At 71.2% G+C, this 19,430-nt stretch carries 18 protein-coding genes; 10 read left to right on the plus strand and 8 right to left on the minus strand.

The genetic code is table 11. The features are described 5' to 3' along the window. Positions 1 to 75: 75 nt before the first annotated feature. Entirely contained in the window at positions 76 to 879 is an 804-nt protein-coding gene (locus tag ACH4SL_RS02000; RefSeq protein WP_398441362.1) for an inositol monophosphatase family protein, read from the minus strand. A gap of 55 nt (positions 880 to 934) precedes the next feature. On the opposite strand from ACH4SL_RS02000, the gene ACH4SL_RS02005 reads away from it, so the two are divergent. After that, entirely contained in the window at positions 935 to 2,230 is a 1,296-nt protein-coding gene (locus ACH4SL_RS02005) for a WD40/YVTN/BNR-like repeat-containing protein (RefSeq protein ID WP_398441363.1), read from the plus strand. 27 nt (positions 2,231 to 2,257) lie between these two features. Here ACH4SL_RS02005 and ACH4SL_RS02010 read toward each other — a convergent pair whose 3' ends face one another. The 3 genes from ACH4SL_RS02010 to ACH4SL_RS02020 form a co-directional block, all read right to left on the minus strand. Next, complete coding sequence (locus ACH4SL_RS02010; RefSeq protein WP_398441364.1) at positions 2,258 to 3,433, minus strand: serine hydrolase domain-containing protein; 1,176 nt, start codon at positions 3,431 to 3,433, stop codon at positions 2,258 to 2,260. 215 nt (positions 3,434 to 3,648) lie between these two features. Further along, positions 3,649 to 4,650 (minus strand): acetylxylan esterase, encoded by a 1,002-nt coding sequence (locus ACH4SL_RS02015; RefSeq protein ID WP_398441365.1) that lies wholly within the window; start codon positions 4,648 to 4,650, stop codon positions 3,649 to 3,651. Positions 4,651 to 4,722: 72 nt separating this feature from the next. After that, positions 4,723 to 5,760, minus strand: a complete 1,038-nt coding sequence (locus tag ACH4SL_RS02020) for a LacI family DNA-binding transcriptional regulator (RefSeq protein ID WP_398441367.1) — start codon at positions 5,758 to 5,760, stop codon at positions 4,723 to 4,725. 316 nt (positions 5,761 to 6,076) lie between these two features. Between ACH4SL_RS02020 and ACH4SL_RS02025 the strand changes: the two genes are divergently transcribed. From ACH4SL_RS02025 to ACH4SL_RS02050, 6 genes are all read left to right on the plus strand, one after another. After that, entirely contained in the window at positions 6,077 to 7,084 is a 1,008-nt protein-coding gene (locus ACH4SL_RS02025) for an ABC transporter permease (RefSeq protein ID WP_398441368.1), read from the plus strand. Positions 7,085 to 7,119: 35 nt separating this feature from the next. Continuing rightward, positions 7,120 to 8,004 carry a carbohydrate ABC transporter permease gene (locus ACH4SL_RS02030; protein ID WP_398441878.1) on the plus strand — a complete coding sequence of 295 codons (885 nt, stop codon included), beginning with the start codon at positions 7,120 to 7,122 and terminating at the stop codon, positions 8,002 to 8,004. 117 nt (positions 8,005 to 8,121) lie between these two features. Continuing rightward, positions 8,122 to 9,795, plus strand: a complete 1,674-nt coding sequence (locus tag ACH4SL_RS02035; RefSeq protein ID WP_398441369.1) for an extracellular solute-binding protein — start codon at positions 8,122 to 8,124, stop codon at positions 9,793 to 9,795. A gap of 89 nt (positions 9,796 to 9,884) precedes the next feature. Then, on the plus strand, positions 9,885 to 11,432 hold the full coding sequence (locus ACH4SL_RS02040; RefSeq protein WP_398441370.1) for a xylan 1,4-beta-xylosidase: 1,548 nt from the start codon (positions 9,885 to 9,887) through the stop codon (positions 11,430 to 11,432). Between the two features lie 67 nt (positions 11,433 to 11,499). Continuing rightward, positions 11,500 to 12,189, plus strand: coding sequence for a hypothetical protein (locus tag ACH4SL_RS02045; protein WP_398441371.1), 690 nt, complete (start codon positions 11,500 to 11,502; stop codon positions 12,187 to 12,189). Further along, positions 12,186 to 14,216 carry a beta-galactosidase gene (locus tag ACH4SL_RS02050; protein ID WP_398441372.1) on the plus strand — a complete coding sequence of 677 codons (2,031 nt, stop codon included), beginning with the start codon at positions 12,186 to 12,188 and terminating at the stop codon, positions 14,214 to 14,216. Before ACH4SL_RS02045 ends, ACH4SL_RS02050 begins: the two co-directional genes overlap by 4 nt. A 72-nt stretch (positions 14,217 to 14,288) precedes the next feature. Here the strand turns inward: ACH4SL_RS02050 and ACH4SL_RS02055 are convergent, their stop codons facing one another. Beyond that, positions 14,289 to 16,280 carry an alpha-glucuronidase gene (locus ACH4SL_RS02055; RefSeq protein WP_398441373.1) on the minus strand — a complete coding sequence of 664 codons (1,992 nt, stop codon included), beginning with the start codon at positions 16,278 to 16,280 and terminating at the stop codon, positions 14,289 to 14,291. 285 nt (positions 16,281 to 16,565) lie between these two features. Between ACH4SL_RS02055 and ACH4SL_RS02060 the strand changes: the two genes are divergently transcribed. Genes ACH4SL_RS02060 through ACH4SL_RS02070 form a run of 3 tightly spaced genes read left to right on the plus strand, consistent with a single transcriptional unit; the run spans position 16,566 to position 17,598 of the window. Next, positions 16,566 to 16,949 carry a type II toxin-antitoxin system RelE/ParE family toxin gene (locus tag ACH4SL_RS02060; protein ID WP_398441374.1) on the plus strand — a complete coding sequence of 128 codons (384 nt, stop codon included), beginning with the start codon at positions 16,566 to 16,568 and terminating at the stop codon, positions 16,947 to 16,949. Continuing rightward, positions 16,946 to 17,284, plus strand: a complete 339-nt coding sequence (locus ACH4SL_RS02065; RefSeq protein ID WP_398441376.1) for a helix-turn-helix domain-containing protein — start codon at positions 16,946 to 16,948, stop codon at positions 17,282 to 17,284. Before ACH4SL_RS02060 ends, ACH4SL_RS02065 begins: the two co-directional genes overlap by 4 nt. A 29-nt stretch (positions 17,285 to 17,313) precedes the next feature. Beyond that, the gene (locus tag ACH4SL_RS02070) at positions 17,314 to 17,598 is read left to right on the plus strand and encodes a helix-turn-helix domain-containing protein (protein WP_398441377.1); all 285 of its coding nucleotides are present in this window, start codon (positions 17,314 to 17,316) and stop codon (positions 17,596 to 17,598) included. Between the two features lie 93 nt (positions 17,599 to 17,691). Here the strand turns inward: ACH4SL_RS02070 and ACH4SL_RS02075 are convergent, their stop codons facing one another. The 3 genes from ACH4SL_RS02075 to ACH4SL_RS02085 all read right to left on the minus strand — a co-directional run bounded on the left by ACH4SL_RS02075 (position 17,692) and on the right by ACH4SL_RS02085 (position 19,387). Next, on the minus strand, positions 17,692 to 18,441 hold the full coding sequence (locus tag ACH4SL_RS02075) for an NDP-sugar synthase (protein ID WP_398441378.1): 750 nt from the start codon (positions 18,439 to 18,441) through the stop codon (positions 17,692 to 17,694). 86 nt (positions 18,442 to 18,527) lie between these two features. Beyond that, positions 18,528 to 18,965, minus strand: a complete 438-nt coding sequence (locus ACH4SL_RS02080; protein ID WP_398441379.1) for a hypothetical protein — start codon at positions 18,963 to 18,965, stop codon at positions 18,528 to 18,530. Further along, positions 18,962 to 19,387 carry an ATP-binding protein gene (locus ACH4SL_RS02085; protein WP_398441380.1) on the minus strand — a complete coding sequence of 142 codons (426 nt, stop codon included), beginning with the start codon at positions 19,385 to 19,387 and terminating at the stop codon, positions 18,962 to 18,964. The genes ACH4SL_RS02080 and ACH4SL_RS02085 overlap by 4 nt, the downstream gene beginning before the upstream one ends. Positions 19,388 to 19,430: the final 43 nt, after the last annotated feature.

Below are 19,430 nucleotides of genomic sequence, written 5' to 3' on the forward strand. Positions count from 1 at the left end.
GCCGGTCCGCGGCCGGTCGTCGCAGGTGGCGGCCGCGCGGGGCGTCCGGCGGACGGGCCCGCGCGGCCGCGGGGTTCAGCGGGTGGCGGCGATGATCGACAGGAGCCGCGCGTGCGTGGAGGCGTCCGCCGCCGCGAGGAGGCCGCGGGTGGTGGAGGTGAGGGGCGAGCCGTCGAGAGCGGTGACGGTGCAGCCGGCGGCGCGGCAGAGGGCGATGCCCGCGGCGAAGTGGACGCTGGACGCGACGTCGCCGCCGTCCGTGACGTACGCGGCGCGGCGGCCCGCGGCGACCCAGGCGAGGGCGAGGGACGTGGAGCCGACCCGGGTGCGGAAGTGCTCGTCGAAGGCGGGGGCGGCCAGCATGTCGAGGGCGCGGAAGCCGTACGGGCCGCGGGCCAGCGGGTCGAGGTTGACGTCGACCAGGCGGTTCGCGGCGGACGGGGAGAGGGGGGAGGTCGCGGCGCCTTCCTCACGGAGCCAGGCCGTGGCGCCGTCCGTGCACAGGACCTCGCCGGAGAAGGGGTCGGCGACGGCCGCGGGGCCGCCGCGCAGCGCGACGTTGACGCCCACCAGCATCGTGCCGGCCGCGTAGTTGAGGGTGCCGCACAGCGGGTCGACCAGCCACTCGCGCCCCGTGCCGGCCGCGCCGCCCTGCCGCCCGCCCTCCTCGCCGAGGAACGCGTCGTCGGGGCGGGCGGCGCGGATGACGCCCAGGATCGTCTTCTCGGCCTCGATGTCCGCGGAGGTCGCGAAGTCGCCGCCGCCCTTGTCGACCCGGTCCAGCCGTGTCCCGTACATCGCGCGTACGACGTCCGCGCCGGCCTTGGCGGCGGCTGCCGCGATCTCGGCGTCCGCGGCCGGTGTGTAGGAGCTGATCATGACAGGAAGGCTAACCCGGGGGCCGTCCCGGGAGCTCTCGGCTAGCGTGGGCGGTATGACACCACGAGGGGGGCGGCTCGCGGTCGTCGCGGGTCTCGCGGCGTGCGCGGTGCTGGTGCTGGCGGGCTGCGGCAGCGAGCACGGAGCGGGCGGCGGGGACACGAGCGCGACGAAGCTCGGCTTCACCCGGTACGCGAACGCCGTCGAGTACGCGGCGCAGGGCTACGGCACCACCAAGGCGTACGTCGCGCCCGGCGAGGGGCTGCGGCAGCTCGTCCCGCTGGGCGACTGCGCGCTCGGCATCGGCACGTACGCCAACGGCTACCACTATGTGAACGTCAACTGGGCAGGCTCCAAGGGCTGTACGTCCTTCGCGATCACCCCGCGGCCCGCCGAGGACGAGGAGAACGACAAGCCGTACTCGATGCGCACCGGCTGGATCGGCGGCGGACTCGCCGCGGACGTCGTCGTGCCGTGGACCGGCGGCGCGCTCCTCGGCGTCGGCGCCCGCCTCACCCTCCAGACGCCCGACGGCGAGCAGACGTCGCTGGCCGAGCTGCCGTTGACCTTCCGCCTGCGTCCCGAGGAGGAGACCTCCGACGACGCCTCGGTCAACACCGCCGCCAAGGTGGGCGACCGGCTGCTGATCGGCGGCGGGGAGTACGTCGACCAGGTCGAGACGCCGTACGTCCTCGCGTCCGACGACGCGGGCCGCACCGTCCACCGGGTCCACCTGCCGACGGTGAACGGTCTGCAACCGCCCACGCCCGTAGGCGGGTTCGCCGTGGACGGCACCCAGGTCGTCGCCGTCGGCCTGACGGCGAGCAACGCGTACGACTACCACACGCCCGACGGCACGCTGCCGTTCTGGTACAGCTCCGACTCCGGTACGCACTGGACGGCCGGCCAGGTCACCGGCACCCCGCCGGGCACGGTGATCCGCAACGTCCTGCGCTCGCAGGGCCGTTGGTACGCGGTGGGCGGCCGCGCGGCGAAGGGGGAGGTCTACGACTCGCTCCCGTTCGTCCTCACCAGCGTCGACGGCCTGCACTGGACGCGGGTCGACAGCGCGGCGATGGGCGACGGCGAGATCGTCACCGCGACCGTCGACGGCAACGGCCGCCTGGTGCTCGTCGGCACCGCGGCCCAGCGCAAGACGGACCCCGACACCCGCTCGGTGTACTGCGGTTCGGTGTGGATCGGCGACGGCACCCCCGACACCGCGAAGTGGCGGCGCGGCGGCCTCGGCTGCTCCGAGAACCCGCCGACCACCGCCGTCACCCTCGCGGGCGGCCGTGTCCTGATCGCCGGCAACGCCGATCTGTGGGCCACGGCCGCACGCAGGACGTAGCGCCTCGGATCCTGAGCGCCTCGGGGCCTAAGTGAGCGCCGCCCGCACCGCGTTGACGAGTGTCGCGGCGCGCCGGTCGTCGGCGCGCTCCACGATGGTGTTCACGACGTAGCAGAACGCCAGCCCCCGCTCGGGGTCGGCGAAGGCCAGCGAACCGCCCCGCCCCTGGTGGCCGAAGGCGGCGGGGCCGGTCAGCGGCATGAGCAGGGTCGGCAGCATGAAGCCGGAACCGAAGCGGCTCGGGAGGCCCATGACCAGGTCGGGGCCCGCCGACTGCTCCGCGGTCGCCGCCGCCACCGTCTCCCGCGACAGCAGCCGTACCCCGTCGACCTCGCCGACCAGCGCCGCGTACATCCGCGCCAGCGCGCGGGCGGTGCAGATGCCGTTGGACGACGGGACCTCGGCGGCCTGCACCTGCGGCGACCCGAAGTCCACGTCCGCCGGGTCCGTCACCGCGAACGCCCGGTTCGCCAGCGACCGCGGATCCGACCACAGCGCCACCGCGGCGCGGATCTCCGCGGGCAGCGACTCGGGCGGCAGCGACGCGAGGTCGACCTCCGGTTCGGGGTACGACATGACGCTCACCCGCGCGCGCTCGGCGGGCGGCAGGCCGATGAAGAGGTCCAGGCCGCCGAGCGGGGCCGCGATCTCCTCGGCGAGGAACCGCCCCGGGGTACGCCCCGACACCCGGCGTATCACCTCGCCGACCAGCCATCCGAACGTCCGCCCGTGGTAGCCGTGCGCCGTCCCCGGCGTCCACTGCGGCCGCTGCGCGGCGAGCGCGTCGACCATCGGCGTCCAGGCGAGCGCGTCGGCGAGCGGTACGGGCTCGTCCAGGGCGACCAGCCCGGCGCGGTGCGAGAGCAGCCAGCGCACCGGGATCCCGCCCTTGCCCTGCGCGGCGAACTCCGGCCAGTAGCGGGCGACGGGCGCGTCGAGGTCCAACTCGCCCCGCTCGGCGAGCATATGGGCGGCGGTCGCGACCGCGCCCTTCGTCGCGGAGTACACGAGCTGGAGCGTGTCGCGCTCCCACGGGCGGTTCGCCGCGGGGTCGGCGAGGCCGCCCCACACGTCGACGACGGGCTTCCCGTCCACGTACACGCACAAGGCGGCGCCGGTGTCGCCGCGCTGGGTGAAGTTCTCCTCGAACGCGGCCTTGACGCCGCCGAATTGGGCGGCGGCTTCCCCGTGGATCATCGTCATGAGGCCATTTTCACCCGGGGGGTGGGCGTTTGCGCTGCCGCGCGGGGCGCCTCTTCAGGGGCGCGGGGAACTGCGCGGCCAGCCCCCACCGGGGCGCGGGTAGTCACCGATCCGAAGGGGCAGTACGGTCCGATCCGGACCACCGGCCGGCGGGTGGTTGCTCGCGCAGTTCCCCGCGCCCCTAAAAACGCTCAGCGCCCTGCGCAGCAGCGAGGTCAGGGCGCCATCCGGGCGCGGAGCCACGCCAGTTGGCGGGCGGCGTGCAACGCCTCACCGCCTTCGTGGTGGTTGAACGGGTAGACGTGGACCTCCCGTTCCACCCCCGCGGCCCCCGCGGCGGCGGCACCCGCGCCGTAGTGGTTGTACGCCGCGAACACCGTGCTCGGCGGGCACACCGTGTCCCGCAGGCCCACGCCGACGTGCAGCGGCGCGGACGCGCGGCGGGCGAAGTTGACGCCGTCGAGGTAGGACAGCGTCGTCCGGACGCGCTCCTCCGCCTCGCGGTGGACGGCGAGGTAGCGGACGACCTCGCCGTACGGCTCCGCGTCGGTGATGTCGATCGCGCGCTGGACGTGGCAGAGGAAGGGCGCGGCGACCATGACGGCCGCGAGGTCGGGGACGAGGCCGGCGACCGCGAGGGCGAGGCCGCCGCCCTGGCTGTTGCCGACCGCGGCGACGCGCGCCGGGTCGACGCCGGGCAGCGCCCGTACCGCCGCGACCGCGCGTACCGCGTCGGTGACGAGGCGGCGGTAGTAGTAGTCGTGCGGGTCGAGGATGCCGCGGACGACGACGCCGGGGCCGCCGAGGGGGCCGGCGCCGGGGTCGGGGGTGTCGCCGCCGTTGCCGTAGAGGTCGCCCTGGCCGCGACTGTCCATGAGCAGATGCGCGTATCCGGCGTTCGCCCAGGTCAGGCGCTCGTGCGGGAGGCCGCGGCCGCGCCCGTACCCGAGGTATTCGACGACCGCGGGCAGCGGCGTGGAGACGCCCGCGGGGCGGGTGAACCAGCCGCGTACGGGGTGGCCGCCGAAGCCCGCGAAGGTGACGTCGAAGGTCTCGACGAGGCTGAGGCTCGTGTCCTCGCGGCGGACGTCGAGGAGGACGGGCGCGGTGTCGGACTGCTTGAGGGTGGCGGCCCAGAACGCGTCGAAGTCGTCGGGCTCGCGCACGTCGGGCGCGTACGTCCGCAGCTCGGCGATCGGTAGGTCGAACAGGGCCACGGGGTCCTCCAGCGTGCGGGGTCGGGGGTACGGGTCGGGGTGGCGGCGCGGCGCCGCGCGGGCAGGGGGCGCTCAGGGCGCGGGTCTCGGCGGCGCCGTGCTCTCCCGGACGACCAGCTCCGTGCCCAGGTCGATGCGCTTGGTGGCGACGTCCACGCCCGCCGCGAGGTCCAGCAGCATGCGGGTGGCCGTGCCCGCCATGTCGTGCAGCGGCTGGTGGACGGTGGTGAGCGCGGGCTCCATCCAGGCGGCGACCGGCAGGTTGTCGTAGCCGACGACGGACAGGTCGCCGGGCAGCCGAAGCCCCAACTGCCGTGCGGCGCGCAGGACTCCCATGGCCTGGGCGTCGGATCCGGCGAAGATCGCGGTGGGCGGGTCGGGGAGCTGGAGCAGCTCCATGCCGTGCTCGTATCCGGCGTCGAGGTAGAAGTTGCCGTGCCGGACGAGGCCGGGGTCCATGGCGAGGCCTGCCTCGTCGTGGGCGCTGCCGAAGCCGGCGACGCGGGCGCGGCTGCACAGCAGGTCCTCGGGACCCGCGATGACGGCGATCCGGCGGTGGCCGAGTTCGAGCAGGTGGCGGGCGGCGATGAGGCCGCCGTTCCAGTTGTTGGAGCCGACGGTGGGGACGGCGGCGGGGGTCGCGCTGTCGGTGTCGACGGCGACGAAGGGGACGCGCTGGCGGCGCAGCTTCTCCTGCTGGGCCTCGCTGAGCCCGCACTGCACGAGGAGGACGCCGAGCGGCCGGCGGCCGACGATCAGGTCCAGCCAGGTGTCCTGCGGGCGGTGCACCCCGCCGAGCTGGGTGAGCACCAGTTCGACCCCGGCGGCGGCGACCGCCTCCTCCACGCCGCGGATGATCTCCATCGCCCACGCCGAGTCGAACTCGTGGAAGACCAGGTGGACTTGGCTGGTCGGGTCGCTCGTCCTGCGCGTTCTGCGCCGGTAGCGGTGGCGTTCGAGGCTGGCCTCCACCCGCGCCCGGGTCTCGTTGGCGACGTCGGCGCGTCCGTTGAGGACCTTGGAGACGGTCGCCACCGAGACGCCCACCTCGTCGGCGATGGTGGCGATCGTCGCGGCCCGCTGCCCGCCTGCTGGATCGGTACTGGTCACGGAGGTGCCCTAGCTGCGGGGTGTCGAAAGTTTCGACACATCTACTGAAACAAGCTGTGCCCATGGGGTGGGCAGATGGCGAATATACGGCACTGGGTGGGGTCAGACCAGGCTCAAAAGCTGCTGTCCCACCTATTGACACCCGTTCTGCCACGTCCTTAGGCTGCCCGACACATTAAGCAAGAATTTCGAAAGTTTCGACTCCGCCCGCTCTTTTCCTGCCGCCTCCTGGAGGTCGGCCCGGTCCTGCGCATGGCCGAACCAGCGCCAGCCGACGTGGGCGTGCGTCGCCCATCCACCGCACGGAGGCCCGACGATGAGCACGATGGGGACGGTGGACCTGCCGTCCGAAGCCTCTGGCGCGGGCGGGCGGAAATCCGCCCGGACCCGCCCCAAAGGCGGTAAGCCTGCCAAGGGGGCAAAACGGTCCTGGCGGCAGTCGCTGCGCCGCGACTGGCAGCTGTATTCACTCGCGGTACTGCCGCTGCTGTTCTTCGCGATCTTCCGGTATCTGCCGATGCTCGGGAATGTCATCGCCTTCCGGCGGTATCACCCCGGCGGCAGCATGTTCGGCGACGAGTGGGTCGGCTGGCGCTACTTCAAGCTCTTCTGGCACGACCCGCAGTTCTGGGACGTCTTCTGGAACACCCTGTACATGGGCGTGCTGACGCTGGTCTTCGCCTTCCCGATGCCGATCATCCTGGCGCTGCTGCTGAACGAGGTGCGCAGCCGCAGGTTCAAGAGGCTCGTGCAGTCGATCTCCTACCTGCCGCACTTCCTGTCCACGGTCATCGTGGCCGGTGTGGTCATGCAGTTCCTGGCCGCGGACGGCCCGGTCAACCAGGCGATCAAGCACTTCGGGCACAAGCAGATCCTGTTCATCCAGGAGCCCGGCTGGTTCCGCTCGATCTACGTGTCGTCCGAGCTGTGGCAGACGGTCGGCTGGGGCACGATCCTCTACCTGGCCGCGCTCACCTCGATCGACGACAACCTCTACGAGGCCGCGCGGATCGACGGCGCCAACCGCTGGAAGCAGACCTGGCACGTCACGCTGCCGGGCATCCGGCCCACGATGGTCACGCTGCTGATCCTCAACATCGGCACGTTCATGGCGGTCGGCTTCGAGAAGATCCTGCTCCTCTACAACCCGCTGACGTACCCGACGGCGGATGTCATCTCCACGTACCTGTACCGGATGGGCGTCGTCTCCAACAACTTCAGCTACGCCGCCGCGATCGGGCTGTTCGAGTCCGTGATCGGGCTGGTGCTGATCGTCACGGCCAACCGGATTTCGCGTCGCACAGTGGGGACGAGCCTGTGGTAGCCCTGGACACAACCGCCACCGACGACCGGCCGACGATGCGGCCGGCCGGGATCCGCACCAGCCGCGGCTACCGGGTCTTCCAGGTGGTCAACACGCTGATCCTGCTCGGGGTCGTCGTGGTGACGCTCTACCCGGTGGTCAACATCGTGGCCCGCTCCTTCAGCGACGACGGCTACATCCGGTCGGGCAAGGTCAACCTGTGGCCGCGCGGCTTCAACGTCACGACCTACAAGGCCGTGATGACCAACTCGCTGTTCTGGACGGACTACCGCAACACGGTCGTCTACACCGTCGCCGCAACGGTCGTCGCGATGGTGCTCACCACCTGCTACGCGTACGTGCTGTCGAAGAAGGACCTGCGCGGCCGCGGGGTGCTGGTCGGCATCGCGGTCTTCACGATGTTCTTCACCGGCGGCCTGATCCCGAACTACGTCCTGGTCACCACGCTCGGGCTGAAGAACAGCGTGTGGGCGATCGCGCTGCCCAACGCGATCAGCGTGTTCAACCTGCTGGTGATGAAGGCCTTCTTCGAGGGCCTGCCGGTGGAGTTGGAGGAGGCCGCCGCGATCGACGGCCTGAACACGTACGGCATCCTGTGGCGCGTCGTGCTCCCGCTGTCCAAGGCGGTACTGGCCACGATGGTGCTCTTCTACGCGGTGTCCTTCTGGAACTCGTGGTTCACGGCCTTCCTCTACATGGACCACTCCGACCTCATGCCGGTCACCGTCTACCTGCGCAACATGATCGCCGGTGCGACGGGCGGCACCTCCGTGGGCTTCTCGGAGGCGGACGCGACCGCGATCGGCGCCAACATCCAGGCCGTGACGATCGTCCTGACCACCCTCCCGATCCTGGCCGTCTACCCCTTCGTCCAGCGCTACTTCGTCTCCGGAGTCACGCTCGGCGCCGTCAAGGGCTGACCCCCGAGGAGCGCCGCCGCGGGCCGCGACCGCGGCCCGTCCGGAAATCCCGTGCCCCACCCGTCCCGTACCACCCCCTACCCCGAACTCCCGCGCCACGCGGGAATGGAGTCCCCCATGAACAACATCTCCCGGCGGTCGATGCTCATCTCGCTGGGCGCCACGCTCGGCGCGGCGACGCTCGGCCTGAGCGCCTGCAGCAGCGACGGCGGCGACGACAAGAAGGGCGCGGACCTGTCGAAGAACAGAGCCGACGCCATGGACAAGTTCGGCGTCGGCGACCAGTTCAAGGCGACCAAGCCCTTCACCCTCACCACCCTGCTCAACGACAACCCCGGCTACCCCGAGAAGAGCAACTGGCTCTTCTGGACGGAACTTGCCAAGCGCACCAACGTCACGCTCAAGCCGACCGTCGTCCCGCTGAGCGACTACGAGAACAAGCGCAGCGTCATCATCGGCGCCGGTGACGCCCCCTTCCTGATCCCCAAGACCTACCCGGGCCAGGAGGCGACCTTCGTCTCCTCCGGCGCCATCCTGCCGGTCAGCGACTACGTCGACCTGATGCCCAACTACCAGGACAAGATCAAGAAGTGGAACCTCCAGGGCGACGTCGACACCGTCGTCCAGGACGACGGCAAGTACTACGTGCTGCCGGGCCTGCACGAGGACGTCTGGATCGACTACACCTTCGCTATCCGCACCGACATCCTGGACGAGCTGGGCCTGCAGATGCCCAAGACGCTCGACGACCTCTACAACGTCCTGAAGGCCATGAAGGCCGCGCACCCCGACGGCTACCCGATGTCGGACCGCTGGAGCCAGCCCACCCCGGGCGGCGCCATGCTGCAGACCTTCGGCCAGGCCTTCGGCGCCGGTTACGGCGGCGGCTGGGGCTACCAGAACGTCACGTACGACACCGCCTCGGACAAGTTCGTGCTGACCGGCGCGATGGACCAGTACAAGGCGATGCTGGAGTTCACCGCGAAGCTGGTGAAGGAGAAGCTGCTCGACCCGGAGAGCTTCACGCAGACCGACGACCAGGCCAACGCGAAGTTCACCTCCGGCAAGTCGTTCGTGATCTCCACCAACGCGCAGGAGCTCGTCAACACCTACCGTCCGGGCCTGGCCAAGGCGGTACCGGCCGCCAAGGTCACCAAGATGCCGGTGCCGACCGGCCCCGCGGGCGACGTGAAGGTGGGCCTGCGCCTGGAGAACGGCCTGATGATCTCCAAGAAGGCGCGCGACTCCAAGGACTTCGTCGCGATCATGCAGTTCGTGGACTGGCTGTTCTACTCCGACGAGGGCCAGGTCTTCTCCAAGTGGGGCGTCGAGGGCGTCACGTACACCAGGGACGCGGCCGGCAACTTCAAGCTCACCAAGGACGTCGACTACATCGGCCTGAACCCGACGGCGACCAAGAAGCTGAACGTCGACTTCGGCTTCGCCAACGGCAACTTCGCCTACGGCGGCAGCACCCAGCTGCTGGAGTCCGTCTTCTCCGACGAGGAGAAGGAATTCCAGAAGATCATGACCGCCCGCAAGACGCTGCCCGTGCCGCCGCCGCACCCGCTCAACTCCGAGGAGCAGGAGCAGTTCTCGCTCTACGAGGCGCCGCTGAAGGACTACGTCACGCAGCAGACCCTCAAGTTCATCCTCGGCGAGCGCCCGCTCAGCGAGTGGGACAAGTTCAAGACCGAGCTCAAGGGCAAGAACGGCGACCAGTACCTGAGCCTCGTGAACGGCGCCTACGACCGCTACAAGAGCAAGAAGAACGGCTCCGACAAGAGCTGACGCATCCCTGATTTGCCGTCAGGCGGGGATTCTCCCACCGGACCGGCCGGCACCGACGCACGATCGCACCCTCGTAAAGGACCACCACTGTGCGGATCTCAGTACCCGACCAGCCTTCAGGACACCTGACGGACGCGTGGCGCTTCTGCGTCGGGACCGGCCGGTTCGACCTCGCCCTGCGGCGCGACTACCAGGACTCGCTCGCCCTCGTCCAGCAGGACATCGGCTTCCGGCACATCAGGGGCCACGGCCTGCTGAGCGACCAGACCGGCGTCCACCGCCCGTACGAGCACGCCGGGGCGCGGCACGTACGGCACTCCTTCACCTACGTCGACCAGGTCGTCGACGCCTACCTGGACCTGGGCATCAGGCCCTTCGTCGAACTCGGCTTCATGCCGCAGGGGTTGGCGTCCGGCGAGCAGACGGTCTTCTGGTGGAAGGGCAACGTCACCCCGCCGCGCGACTGGCGCGAGTGGGCGGACCTGGTACGCGGCACGGTCGCGCACCTCGTCGACCGCTACGGCCTCGACGAGGTGCGCACCTGGCCCATCGAGGTGTGGAACGAGCCCAACCTGCCCGACTTCTGGGAAGGTGCCGACCAGGCCGCCTACCACCGCCTCTACGAGGTCAGCGCCGCCGCCGTCAAGGAGGTCGACGCCGGACTCCAGGTCGGCGGGCCCTCGCTGGCGCCCGGCTACCAGCCGCACTGGATGACCGACTTCGCCGAATTCATCGAATCCCGCGACCTGCCCTGCGACTTCGTCAGCCGGCACGCCTACTCCACCGGCCCCGCGCAGCACGTCCCCTTCGGGGTGCACCAGACACTCGGCCCCGCCTCGATGCTGCTGGAGCAGTTCGCGGCGCCGCGCGAGCAGCTCGTGGGCAGCAGGCTCGCGGAACTCCCCGTGCACATCACGGAGTTCAACTCCTCCTACCGCCCCGACAACCCGGTGCACGACACCGCGCTGCACGCCGCGTACCTCGCGCCGGTGCTGGCGGGCGGCGGCGAGCTGGTGGACTCCTTCTCCTACTGGACCTTCAGCGACATGTTCGAGGAGGTCGGCATCCCCACCGCCCTCTTCCACGGCGGTTTCGGGCTGCTCACCCACCGGCAGATCAAGAAGCCCACCTACCACCTGTACGCCTTCATGGCCCGGATGGGCGACGACGTCCTCGCGCGCGGCGCCGACCACCTCGTCACCCGGCACGGCGACGGCCGGGTCACCGTCCTGGCCTGGGCGCCCGTGGACCACACCGGCCTCGGCGAGGTCGTCGACGGACACACCGTACGGCTGTCCGTCCCGGTCGGCGGACCCGCGGACGCCACCGCCTACGCGCACCGCTCCTCGGTCTCCGAGGACGCCGGCAACGCGTGGGCCGCGTGGTCCGAGATGGGCCGCCCCCTGTCGCCCGACCGCCGGCAACTGGCGGCTTTGCGGGAGGCCGCAGAGCCTTCCCGCTTCCACCGCAGCCTGCCCGTTGCCGGCGGGAGGGTCGAGGTCGACCTCGTCCTGGCCCGCCACGAGGTCACGCTGCTGGAGCTGACCCCGGTCACCGACAGCACCCCGCAGTGGTGGGACGAGCGCCGGCTCCTCGGCCTCGACCCCGCCGCCGACCCGTCCGGAGGCCTCGCATGAGCGCCGCGTCCCAGACCGCAGGGCGGCGAGGTGCGAGCGCCACGCCCGACCACGCAGGAGGCCTCGCATGAGCGCCGCGTCCGCAGCCCGCAAGGAATTCGGCGAGGGCCCGCTGGCCCGCGCCGCCGCGCTGGTCTACAGCCTGCTGGTGGTCGAGGTGCTGCTGCTGGTCGCGGTGGCCCCTGGCCTGCTCGCGCTCGGGCTGCTCGACCGCGACGCGAGCAACGTCCCGCTCGCCGCGCTGTGCGCGCTGCCCGCGGGCCCCGCGTGGTCCGCCGGGCTCTACGCGTGGCAGCGGCGCAGCCGCGACCTCACCGAACTGCACCCGGCGCGCGCCTTCTGGCGCGGCTACCGCGCCAACGCGGCCGACGCGCTGAAGGTGTTCACGCCGTGGCTGGTCGCGATGGCGGTCGTCGCGACCGTCCTCACCCACCGCGACGCGGCAGGCGTGCCGGGCTGGTGGACCGGGCTGCTCGCCGTCCTCGCCGCCGTGTCCGCGCTGTGGATGGTCAACGCCCTCGTGATCAGCGCGCTGTTCAGCTTCCGCACCCGCGACACCGCCCGGCTGGCCGCGTTCTTCCTGGTACGCGGCTTCAAGGCCACGGTCGGCAACCTGTGCGTGCTGGCCGCCGCCTTCGCCGTGACCCTGACCGGCGCGCAGGTGCTGCCCTTCCTGCTCGCGTCGGTCATCGCCGCCGCGACGCTTCTCAACAGCCGCCCGATGATCGACAGCATCCGCGAGGAATTCACCGCATGAGCCTGCCCGTCACCCCCAGCACGCCCTTCGGCGGGGATTACAACCCCGAGCAGTGGCCGGAGCACGTGTGGAAGGACGACTACCGGCTCTTCGACGCCGCCCGTATCGACACCGTCACCCTCGGCGTCTTCGTCTGGGCCAAGACCCAACCGGCCGAGGACACCTACGACTTCGCCGTCCTGGACCGGGCCGTGGACGAGGCCGAGGCGCAGGGCCGCCGGATCTGCCTGGCCACCGGCACGGGTGCGCACCCCGCATGGCTGGCCCGCGCCCACCCCGACGTCACCCGCACCGACTTCGAGGGCCGCAAGCACCGCTTCGGCCAGCGCCACAACTCCTGCCCCAGCTCCCCGGCCTTCCGCCGGCTGTCCGCCGAACTGGCGGGCCGGGTCGCCGAACGCTACGCCGACCGCCCCTCGGTCATCGCCTGGCACATCGGCAACGAATACGGCGGCGCCTGCTACTGCGACCTGTGCGCCGCGGGCTTCCGCGACTGGCTGCGGGAGCGGTACGGGACGCTGGCGGCGCTCAACTCCGCCTGGTATACCGACTTCTGGTCGCACACCTTCTACGACTGGGACGAGATCGAGCCGCCGTCCGCGCTCACCGAGCACTGGCGCGGGCCCGACCACACCGCCTTCCAGGGCATCACCCTGGACTACCTGCGCTTCATGTCGGACGCGATGCTCGCCAACTTCCGCGACGAGAAGGCCGCGATCCGCCGCTTCAGCCCCGACCTGCCCGTCACCACCAACTTCATGGGCATGTACCGGCCCATCGACTACCACCGCTGGGCCGAGCACCTGGACTTCGCGTCCTGGGACAACTACCCGCCGGAGAACACCACTCCGGCATGGATGGGCCTGAGTCACGACCTGATGCGCGGCCTCAAGGGCGGCCAGCCGTTCTGGCTCATGGAGCAGGCCCCGACCACGACCGCGTGCCGCGACGTCAACCCCGTCAAGCGGCCCGGCGTCATGCGGCTGTGGAGCTGGCAGGCCATCGCGCACGGCGCCGACGCCGTCCTCTACTTCCAGATGCGGGCCTCGCGCGGCGCGAGCGAGAAGCTCTTCGGCGCGGTCATCAACCACGCCGGCCGCGACGACACCCGGGTCTTCCGCGAAGTGGCCGCGCTGGGCGCCGAGTTGGAAGGCTTCGGAGCGGTCGCGCTGGGCGCCCGCACCCCGGCGAAGGTCGCGCTGCTCTTCGACTGGGACAGCTGGTGGACGCTGGAGATCTCCGACGGCCCCAACCGCCATGTCCGCTACCCGCAGGTCGTGCTGAGCTACTACCGAGCGCTGTGGGAGGCGGGTGTCGACGTCGACGTGGTCCCCGTGACCGCCGCACTCGACGGCTACGACGTGGTCGTGGCCCCCGCCCTGCACATGGTCAAGGGCGACCTGGCCGAGCGACTCGAAGCCGTCGCCCGGCGCGGCGGCTCGGTGCTCGCGAGCTACCTGTCGGGGCGGGTCGACGAGAGCGACAACGCCTTCCTCGCCGACGTCCCCGGCCCGCTCGCCCCGCTCATGGGCATCCGCATCGACGAATGGGACGCGCGTGAGCCGGACTTCACCAACCCGGTGCTGATCGGCTCCGGCCCGGACGCGGTGGAGTCCGCGGCCCGGCTCGTCTTCGAGCTGGTCATCCCGCAGGGCGCCGAGGTGATCGGCAGCTACCAGGCCGACTTCTACGCGGGCACCCCCGCCGTGACCCGCAACTCCTACGGCGCCGGGCACGGTTGGTACGTCGCCGCGGGGCTCGACCAGGCGGGCGTCGACCGGGTCGTCCGCCAGGTGCTGGACACCGCCGGGGTCGCCACCCGCCACCCCGGACTGCCGCAGCTGGAGACCGCCGCCCGAGTCGCCCCCGACGGCACCCGGCTGCTCTTCCTGCTCAACCACGGCGACCAGCCGGTCACCGCACCGGCCGTCGTCGGCGGCACCGATCTGCTGACCGGCGATACCTTCGCCGCGGGCGAGCCGATCACCCTCGACGGCCACGGAGTGCGGGTGCTGCGCGAGCACTGACTCCCCGCGCTCCTGGGCCACTTGACGCCGCCGCCCCCCGGCCGGGACGGCGGCGTCGGCCGTTCCGGGTGCCTACGGGATGCGGCGGCCCCGCGCGTCCGGCACCCCCGACTTGCGCAGGAAGTACGCGTTGACCTGGTCGCGCCACTCCCCGGCGCACCGCACCTGCTCGTCGAGCCGCTCCAGCACCCGGGCGTGGAGGGCCGCGTCGACAAGTCCCGTACCCGCCAGCTCCGTCCACCGCTCCCGCATCGCCGCCGCCTCGTCGGCGCCCGCGAAGTGCGTGTCGTAGATGTGCTGCACGACGGTCGCGCCACTGTGCAGCACATGCCCGTACGGCACATGGTGAAAGAAGAGCAGCAACTCGTCGGGGCAGCTGTCGAGTTCCTCGTAGACGTCCGACCAGGGCTGCGGGTACTGCCCGGTGTAGCCGGTGCCGGTCGCGCGGGTGCGGTCCACGCCGATGCCGTCGCGGTCGGCGAAGTGGTAGGTGCCCCACGGCTGGTATTCGTAGCCGTCGACGTCGGGCCCGTAGTGGTTGCCCGGCCGGACCATGAAGCCGACGCCGAGCGGCGCGGTGTAGCGCTCGTACGTCCGCCACGAGCCGTCCATCATCGCGTGGAGGGTGCGGCGCAGCGGCTCCGGGTCGCGGTCGCGGGACAGCAGCGGCAGGAACGTCAGCCCGATCCACTCGTCCAGCAGCGCCAGCGGGTCCGCGCCCGGATCCCACGCGAGGCGGCCGAACGCGTAGAGGTTGGCCTGCGCGAGCGGATGCCCCGTCCAGTACGGGTCGTCGCCGACGTTGGAGACGGCCACCAGCCCGCCGCCGGTCGCCGGGTCCGCGGCGAGATCCGCGACGGACCGGCCCCCGTCGCCCCACGGCCGGAAGCCCAGCACCTCGCTCCACATCGGGCCGAGGTAGCACACGTGCCGCTGCTGCCCGGTGTACTCCTGCGTGACCTGCAGCTCCACCGCGAGCCGGGTGCGCGGCATCGCCGCGATCACCGGCGAGACGGGCTCGCGGGTCTGGAAGTCGATCGGCCCGTACTTGACCTGGAGCACCACGTTGTCCGCGAACTCCCCGTCCTGCGGGGCGAAATGGTCGTACGCGGCGCGGGCCCGGTCGGTCGTGCGGTCCCGCCAGTCCTGCTGGTGGTTGTAGACGAACGCCCGCCAGTGCACCTCGCTGCCGTGCGGGGCGAGGGCCGCGGCCAGCATGTTCGCGCCGTCCGCGTGCGTACGGCCGTAGGCGAACGGCCCCGGCTGCCCCTCGGAGTCGGCCTTCACGACGAAGCCGCCGAAGTCCGGGATGGCGGCGTGGACGCGGTCGGCGGCCGCGGCCCACCACTGTGCGACCGCCTCGTCCAGCGGATCGGCGGTCGTGAGGTCGCCCAGGACGACAGGCGCGGCGAAATTCACCGACAGGTGCAGCCGGATGCCGTACGGCCGGAAGACATCCGCCAACTCGGCGACATCGCCGAGCCGTTCGGTGAGCAGCCGGGTCTCGGCGGCATGCACGTTGACGTTGTTGACCGCGACCGCGTTGATCCCGGTGGCCGCCAGCAGCCGCGCGTACGCCCGCACCCGCGGCAGGTCGCGCAGCGGCTCCCCGTCCCGCCAGAAGATCGACCCCCCGGAATACCCGCGCTCCACCGCCCCCATGACCGGGTGGACGGTGAGGTTGTCCCAGTGGTCGAGCATGCGCGTCCGCAGCGCGGGCCGGTGCGCCGCTGTCTCGAAGTCCTCCCCGAACGCGTCTTCCCCGAGCCGCACGACATGGAAGAACCCGTACAGCAGCCCCGCCGCGTCCCCACCGACGACCCGCGTGACCCCGTCCCGCCGCCCCAGCACATACCCTTCCTGCCCGGCATCCCCCCCGACCTCCAGCACGAGGTCGCACGCCTGCCCGTCGCCCACACTCCCCCCGTACTCCCCGCAGGCCCGCTCCACCTCCCCCCGCACGGTGTCCCCCACCCCACCCCCGACGTCCACCCGCACCCGCCGCGTCCCGACCGCGCGAAAAGCCTCCGGCGGCAGCCAGGCCGCATGCACGTCAGTCGTCATGTCCATCGTCACGGAATTTCCCGTCTCGTTGCCCACGCGCATGCCGCGCCGTGCTCACCCGATAAATCTACTCACTGCGAATTCCCGGGTAAATGCCCTGGTGGGGGTATGTGCGAGATATTCTGCGGGCCGAAATGTTTCGAAGCGGAGAGTGAGCGGGCGGGTGGTCGGCGGAAGCCCCCGCTCATGTGATGGCGGGGGGTATTCGGATGATTTCCGGGCGCGGAATTCGGCCGGGAGCGGTGAGGGGGGCGGGCCCGCGTTCTGTCATATAGCATGGATGGTATGGATGGTGGGCGATACTCGATCGAGGTCGAGCCGGAAGTGCGGTTGTGGCTGGAGAACATCCCGGCCCAGCACTACAAGCAGGCGGAACGCGTCGCCGACCTGCTCGCCGAGCAACCCACCACGCTCGATGAACCACACTCCCGCCACCTGGGTGGCAAGCTCCGAGAGCTGCGTTTCCGCCTCGGCGACGCACACCAGCGCATCACCTACTGGCTGGCGCCCGACCGACGGGTCGTGCTGCTCACCACGTTCCCCAAGACCAAGATGCGCGAGCAGGCCGAAGTCGACCGCGCACACGCTGCTCAACGGCTGTGCGAAGCAGAGCACCAGGCAGCAGCCGAACACGACCTCTACAGCCGCGATCTCAAGGAGGAGCGATGAACCACAGTGAGTGGAGGACCCGCCGCCACCGGCTGCTGAGCGGCGAACATCTGGACGCCGACCCCGAGTACGACCGCGTCTACGAAGAAGCCGGCCTGGCTATGACGCTGGGCAAGGCCGTCTACGACCGGCGCCGGCAACTCGGGCTGAGCGAGGCGGATCTGGCCGAGCGCCTGCACACCACCATCGACGAGATCGAAGGCATCGAGACCGCCACTGAGCTGCCTCCCATCCCCGTCATCATGCGCCTGGCCCGGGCCTTGGATCTCACCGTCGACATGCACCTCGCTGCCGGGGACAAACCCACGGTCACGATCGCCTCACCGGCTGCTTGAGCCCGGGAGGAACCATGCACGGCGCCCCCATGGCATTCGCCCGCGAGCTCGGCCGACTCGTTCGCGACCGCCGCGCCGAGCTCGGGCTGTCCCAGACGGATCTGGCCGACCGGTGTGGGATGAAACAGCCGCAGATCTCCCGCCTCGAAACAGGCGGCACAGTACCGACCCTGCCGCTGCTGCGCCGCCTGGCCCGCGCCCTCGACTCCGACCTGACCATCAGCCTCACTCCGCACGACGGCGGTGGTCAGCCCGGAGACCCCGGCCCCGATGGCGACGACCTGATCGTTGGCGGTCGTGGCATTCGACCCTAGCGGGGAGGCAGCGGACGGCGTCGAAGCGGAGTGAGCCGCACGCGATCAGCAGGGTGTGTCCCCTCGCGCGTAGTCCCTTCGCCTGCGGCAGGTCTACAACTCCAACTCGGTGGTGCGAAATTGGGCGTCGAGCACGTCTCCCGAGGCAAGAAGCTCCCGGGACGCCTCGATCACGTCCTTCACGGTGTCGATGCCGCGCCAGTAGCCCGAGACGCGGAAGCCGATCAGGCGGCCGTCGCGGGCGAGTTCGGGAAAGGTCGTGTCCTCGTGGTCGCCCTTGGCGGGGAGCAGCTCGACGACGTCGGGGTTGAGGACGTACACCCCGGCGTTGATCCAGTACGGCAGCTCCGGCGATTGCGTGAAGCCCTTGATTCGGTTGCCGTCGACGAGGTCGGCGACGCCCCAGTTGGAGCGGTAGGGGGACAGGGCGATCGTCACGGCGCCCGCGTTGTCGTCGTGGTACGCGGCGAAGTCGGCCAGCGAGAAGCGGCTGATGACATCGCCGTTGAGGACGAAGAAGGGGCGGGCGGGGCGGGCGAGTTGGCGGGCGGCGAACTTCAGCCCGCCGCCGCGCCCGAGCGGCTCGTCCTCGATCGCGTAGCGGACGTCGAGGCCGAAGCGCGAGCCGTCGCCCACGTAGTCGGTGATCATCTCGTGCCGGTAGCCCGCGCTGATCACCACGTCCCGCACCCCGTGCGCCGCGAGCCACACCAGCTGGTAGCCGACGATCGGCGCCCCGGCGACCGGCACCATGGCCTTGGGTGCGTCGTCGGTGTACGGCCGCATCCGGGTGGCCTGCCCACCCGCCAGGATCAACGCCTGCGATACGTCGGTTGTGGTCACGGGTCGTGCTCCTTCGGGTGGGGCGGGTACGGCACTTGTGCGACATCCTTCCAGTGCAGGTGGTAACCGCCCCGCCACGCGGAGTTCTACCGCTCCGTCCACGGGTCGTGGATGCCGTAGGTGTGGGCGCCGGGGTGACCGTCGAACTCGCAGCAGAGCGGGGAGCCGTGCTCCGGCGGTCCGACCGCCTCGCAGTCGGCCCGAAGCTCCACCGTCGTCGGGGGCCCGTCGGTCCACATGGCCCAGACCGCACGGGCGTCGGTGCTGTCGAGTTGCGTGACGAAGGCGTGGTGCTCGCCGCCGGTGTGCGCCTGGAGGGCGCACCGGAGCGTGGCCTCGACGTCCTCGGTTTGGACGTGCGAGCCCGCGAGCGTGAGACTCCGCCGGACGAGGTCGGCGGGAAGGGCGGTCCGCTCGCCGCACACGGGGACGCGGCGGAGGGCGTGGGGTTCGGGCGAAAACGTCATGTCGGGTACGCAGTTCCCTTGCTGCTGGTGGCGGACGGGCAGTCTCGGCGTGCTCATGAGGGCGCCCCGAGGTCGGCCCACACGCGCTTCCCCCGGCGGAAGACATCGACGCCCCACCGCTCGGAGAGCGCATCGACGAGGAAGAGCCCGCGGCCGCCCTCGTCGTCGGGGCTCGCGGTGACGAGCCGGGGGCGCGTACGGTCCCTGTCCGCCACGGCCACCCGCACCCGGGCGGGACCCATGCGCGTGACGGTGATCCGGACGGATGCGCCCTGGGCGTGCTCGACGGAGTTGGCGACCAACTCGCCCAGGACGAGCTGGGCGTCGTCGGCGAGTTCCGGAAGTGACCACTCGGAGAGAAGGGTCGTCACGAGGTGCCAGGCGAGCGGCACGGACCGGGCCTCACGGGGGAGAGCGTTGGTGCGGGTCGGCGGGATGTCATCCCCCGCGGTGGTGTCGATCGCGTGGTTCTCAGCCATGGCCGCACCTGCGATCGGGCGGTGCGGGGGCCTGGGGGCTGCC

This window comes from Streptomyces sp. NPDC021020 (assembly GCF_044333285.1).
Taxonomy (GTDB): Bacteria; Actinomycetota; Actinomycetes; order Streptomycetales; family Streptomycetaceae; genus Actinacidiphila.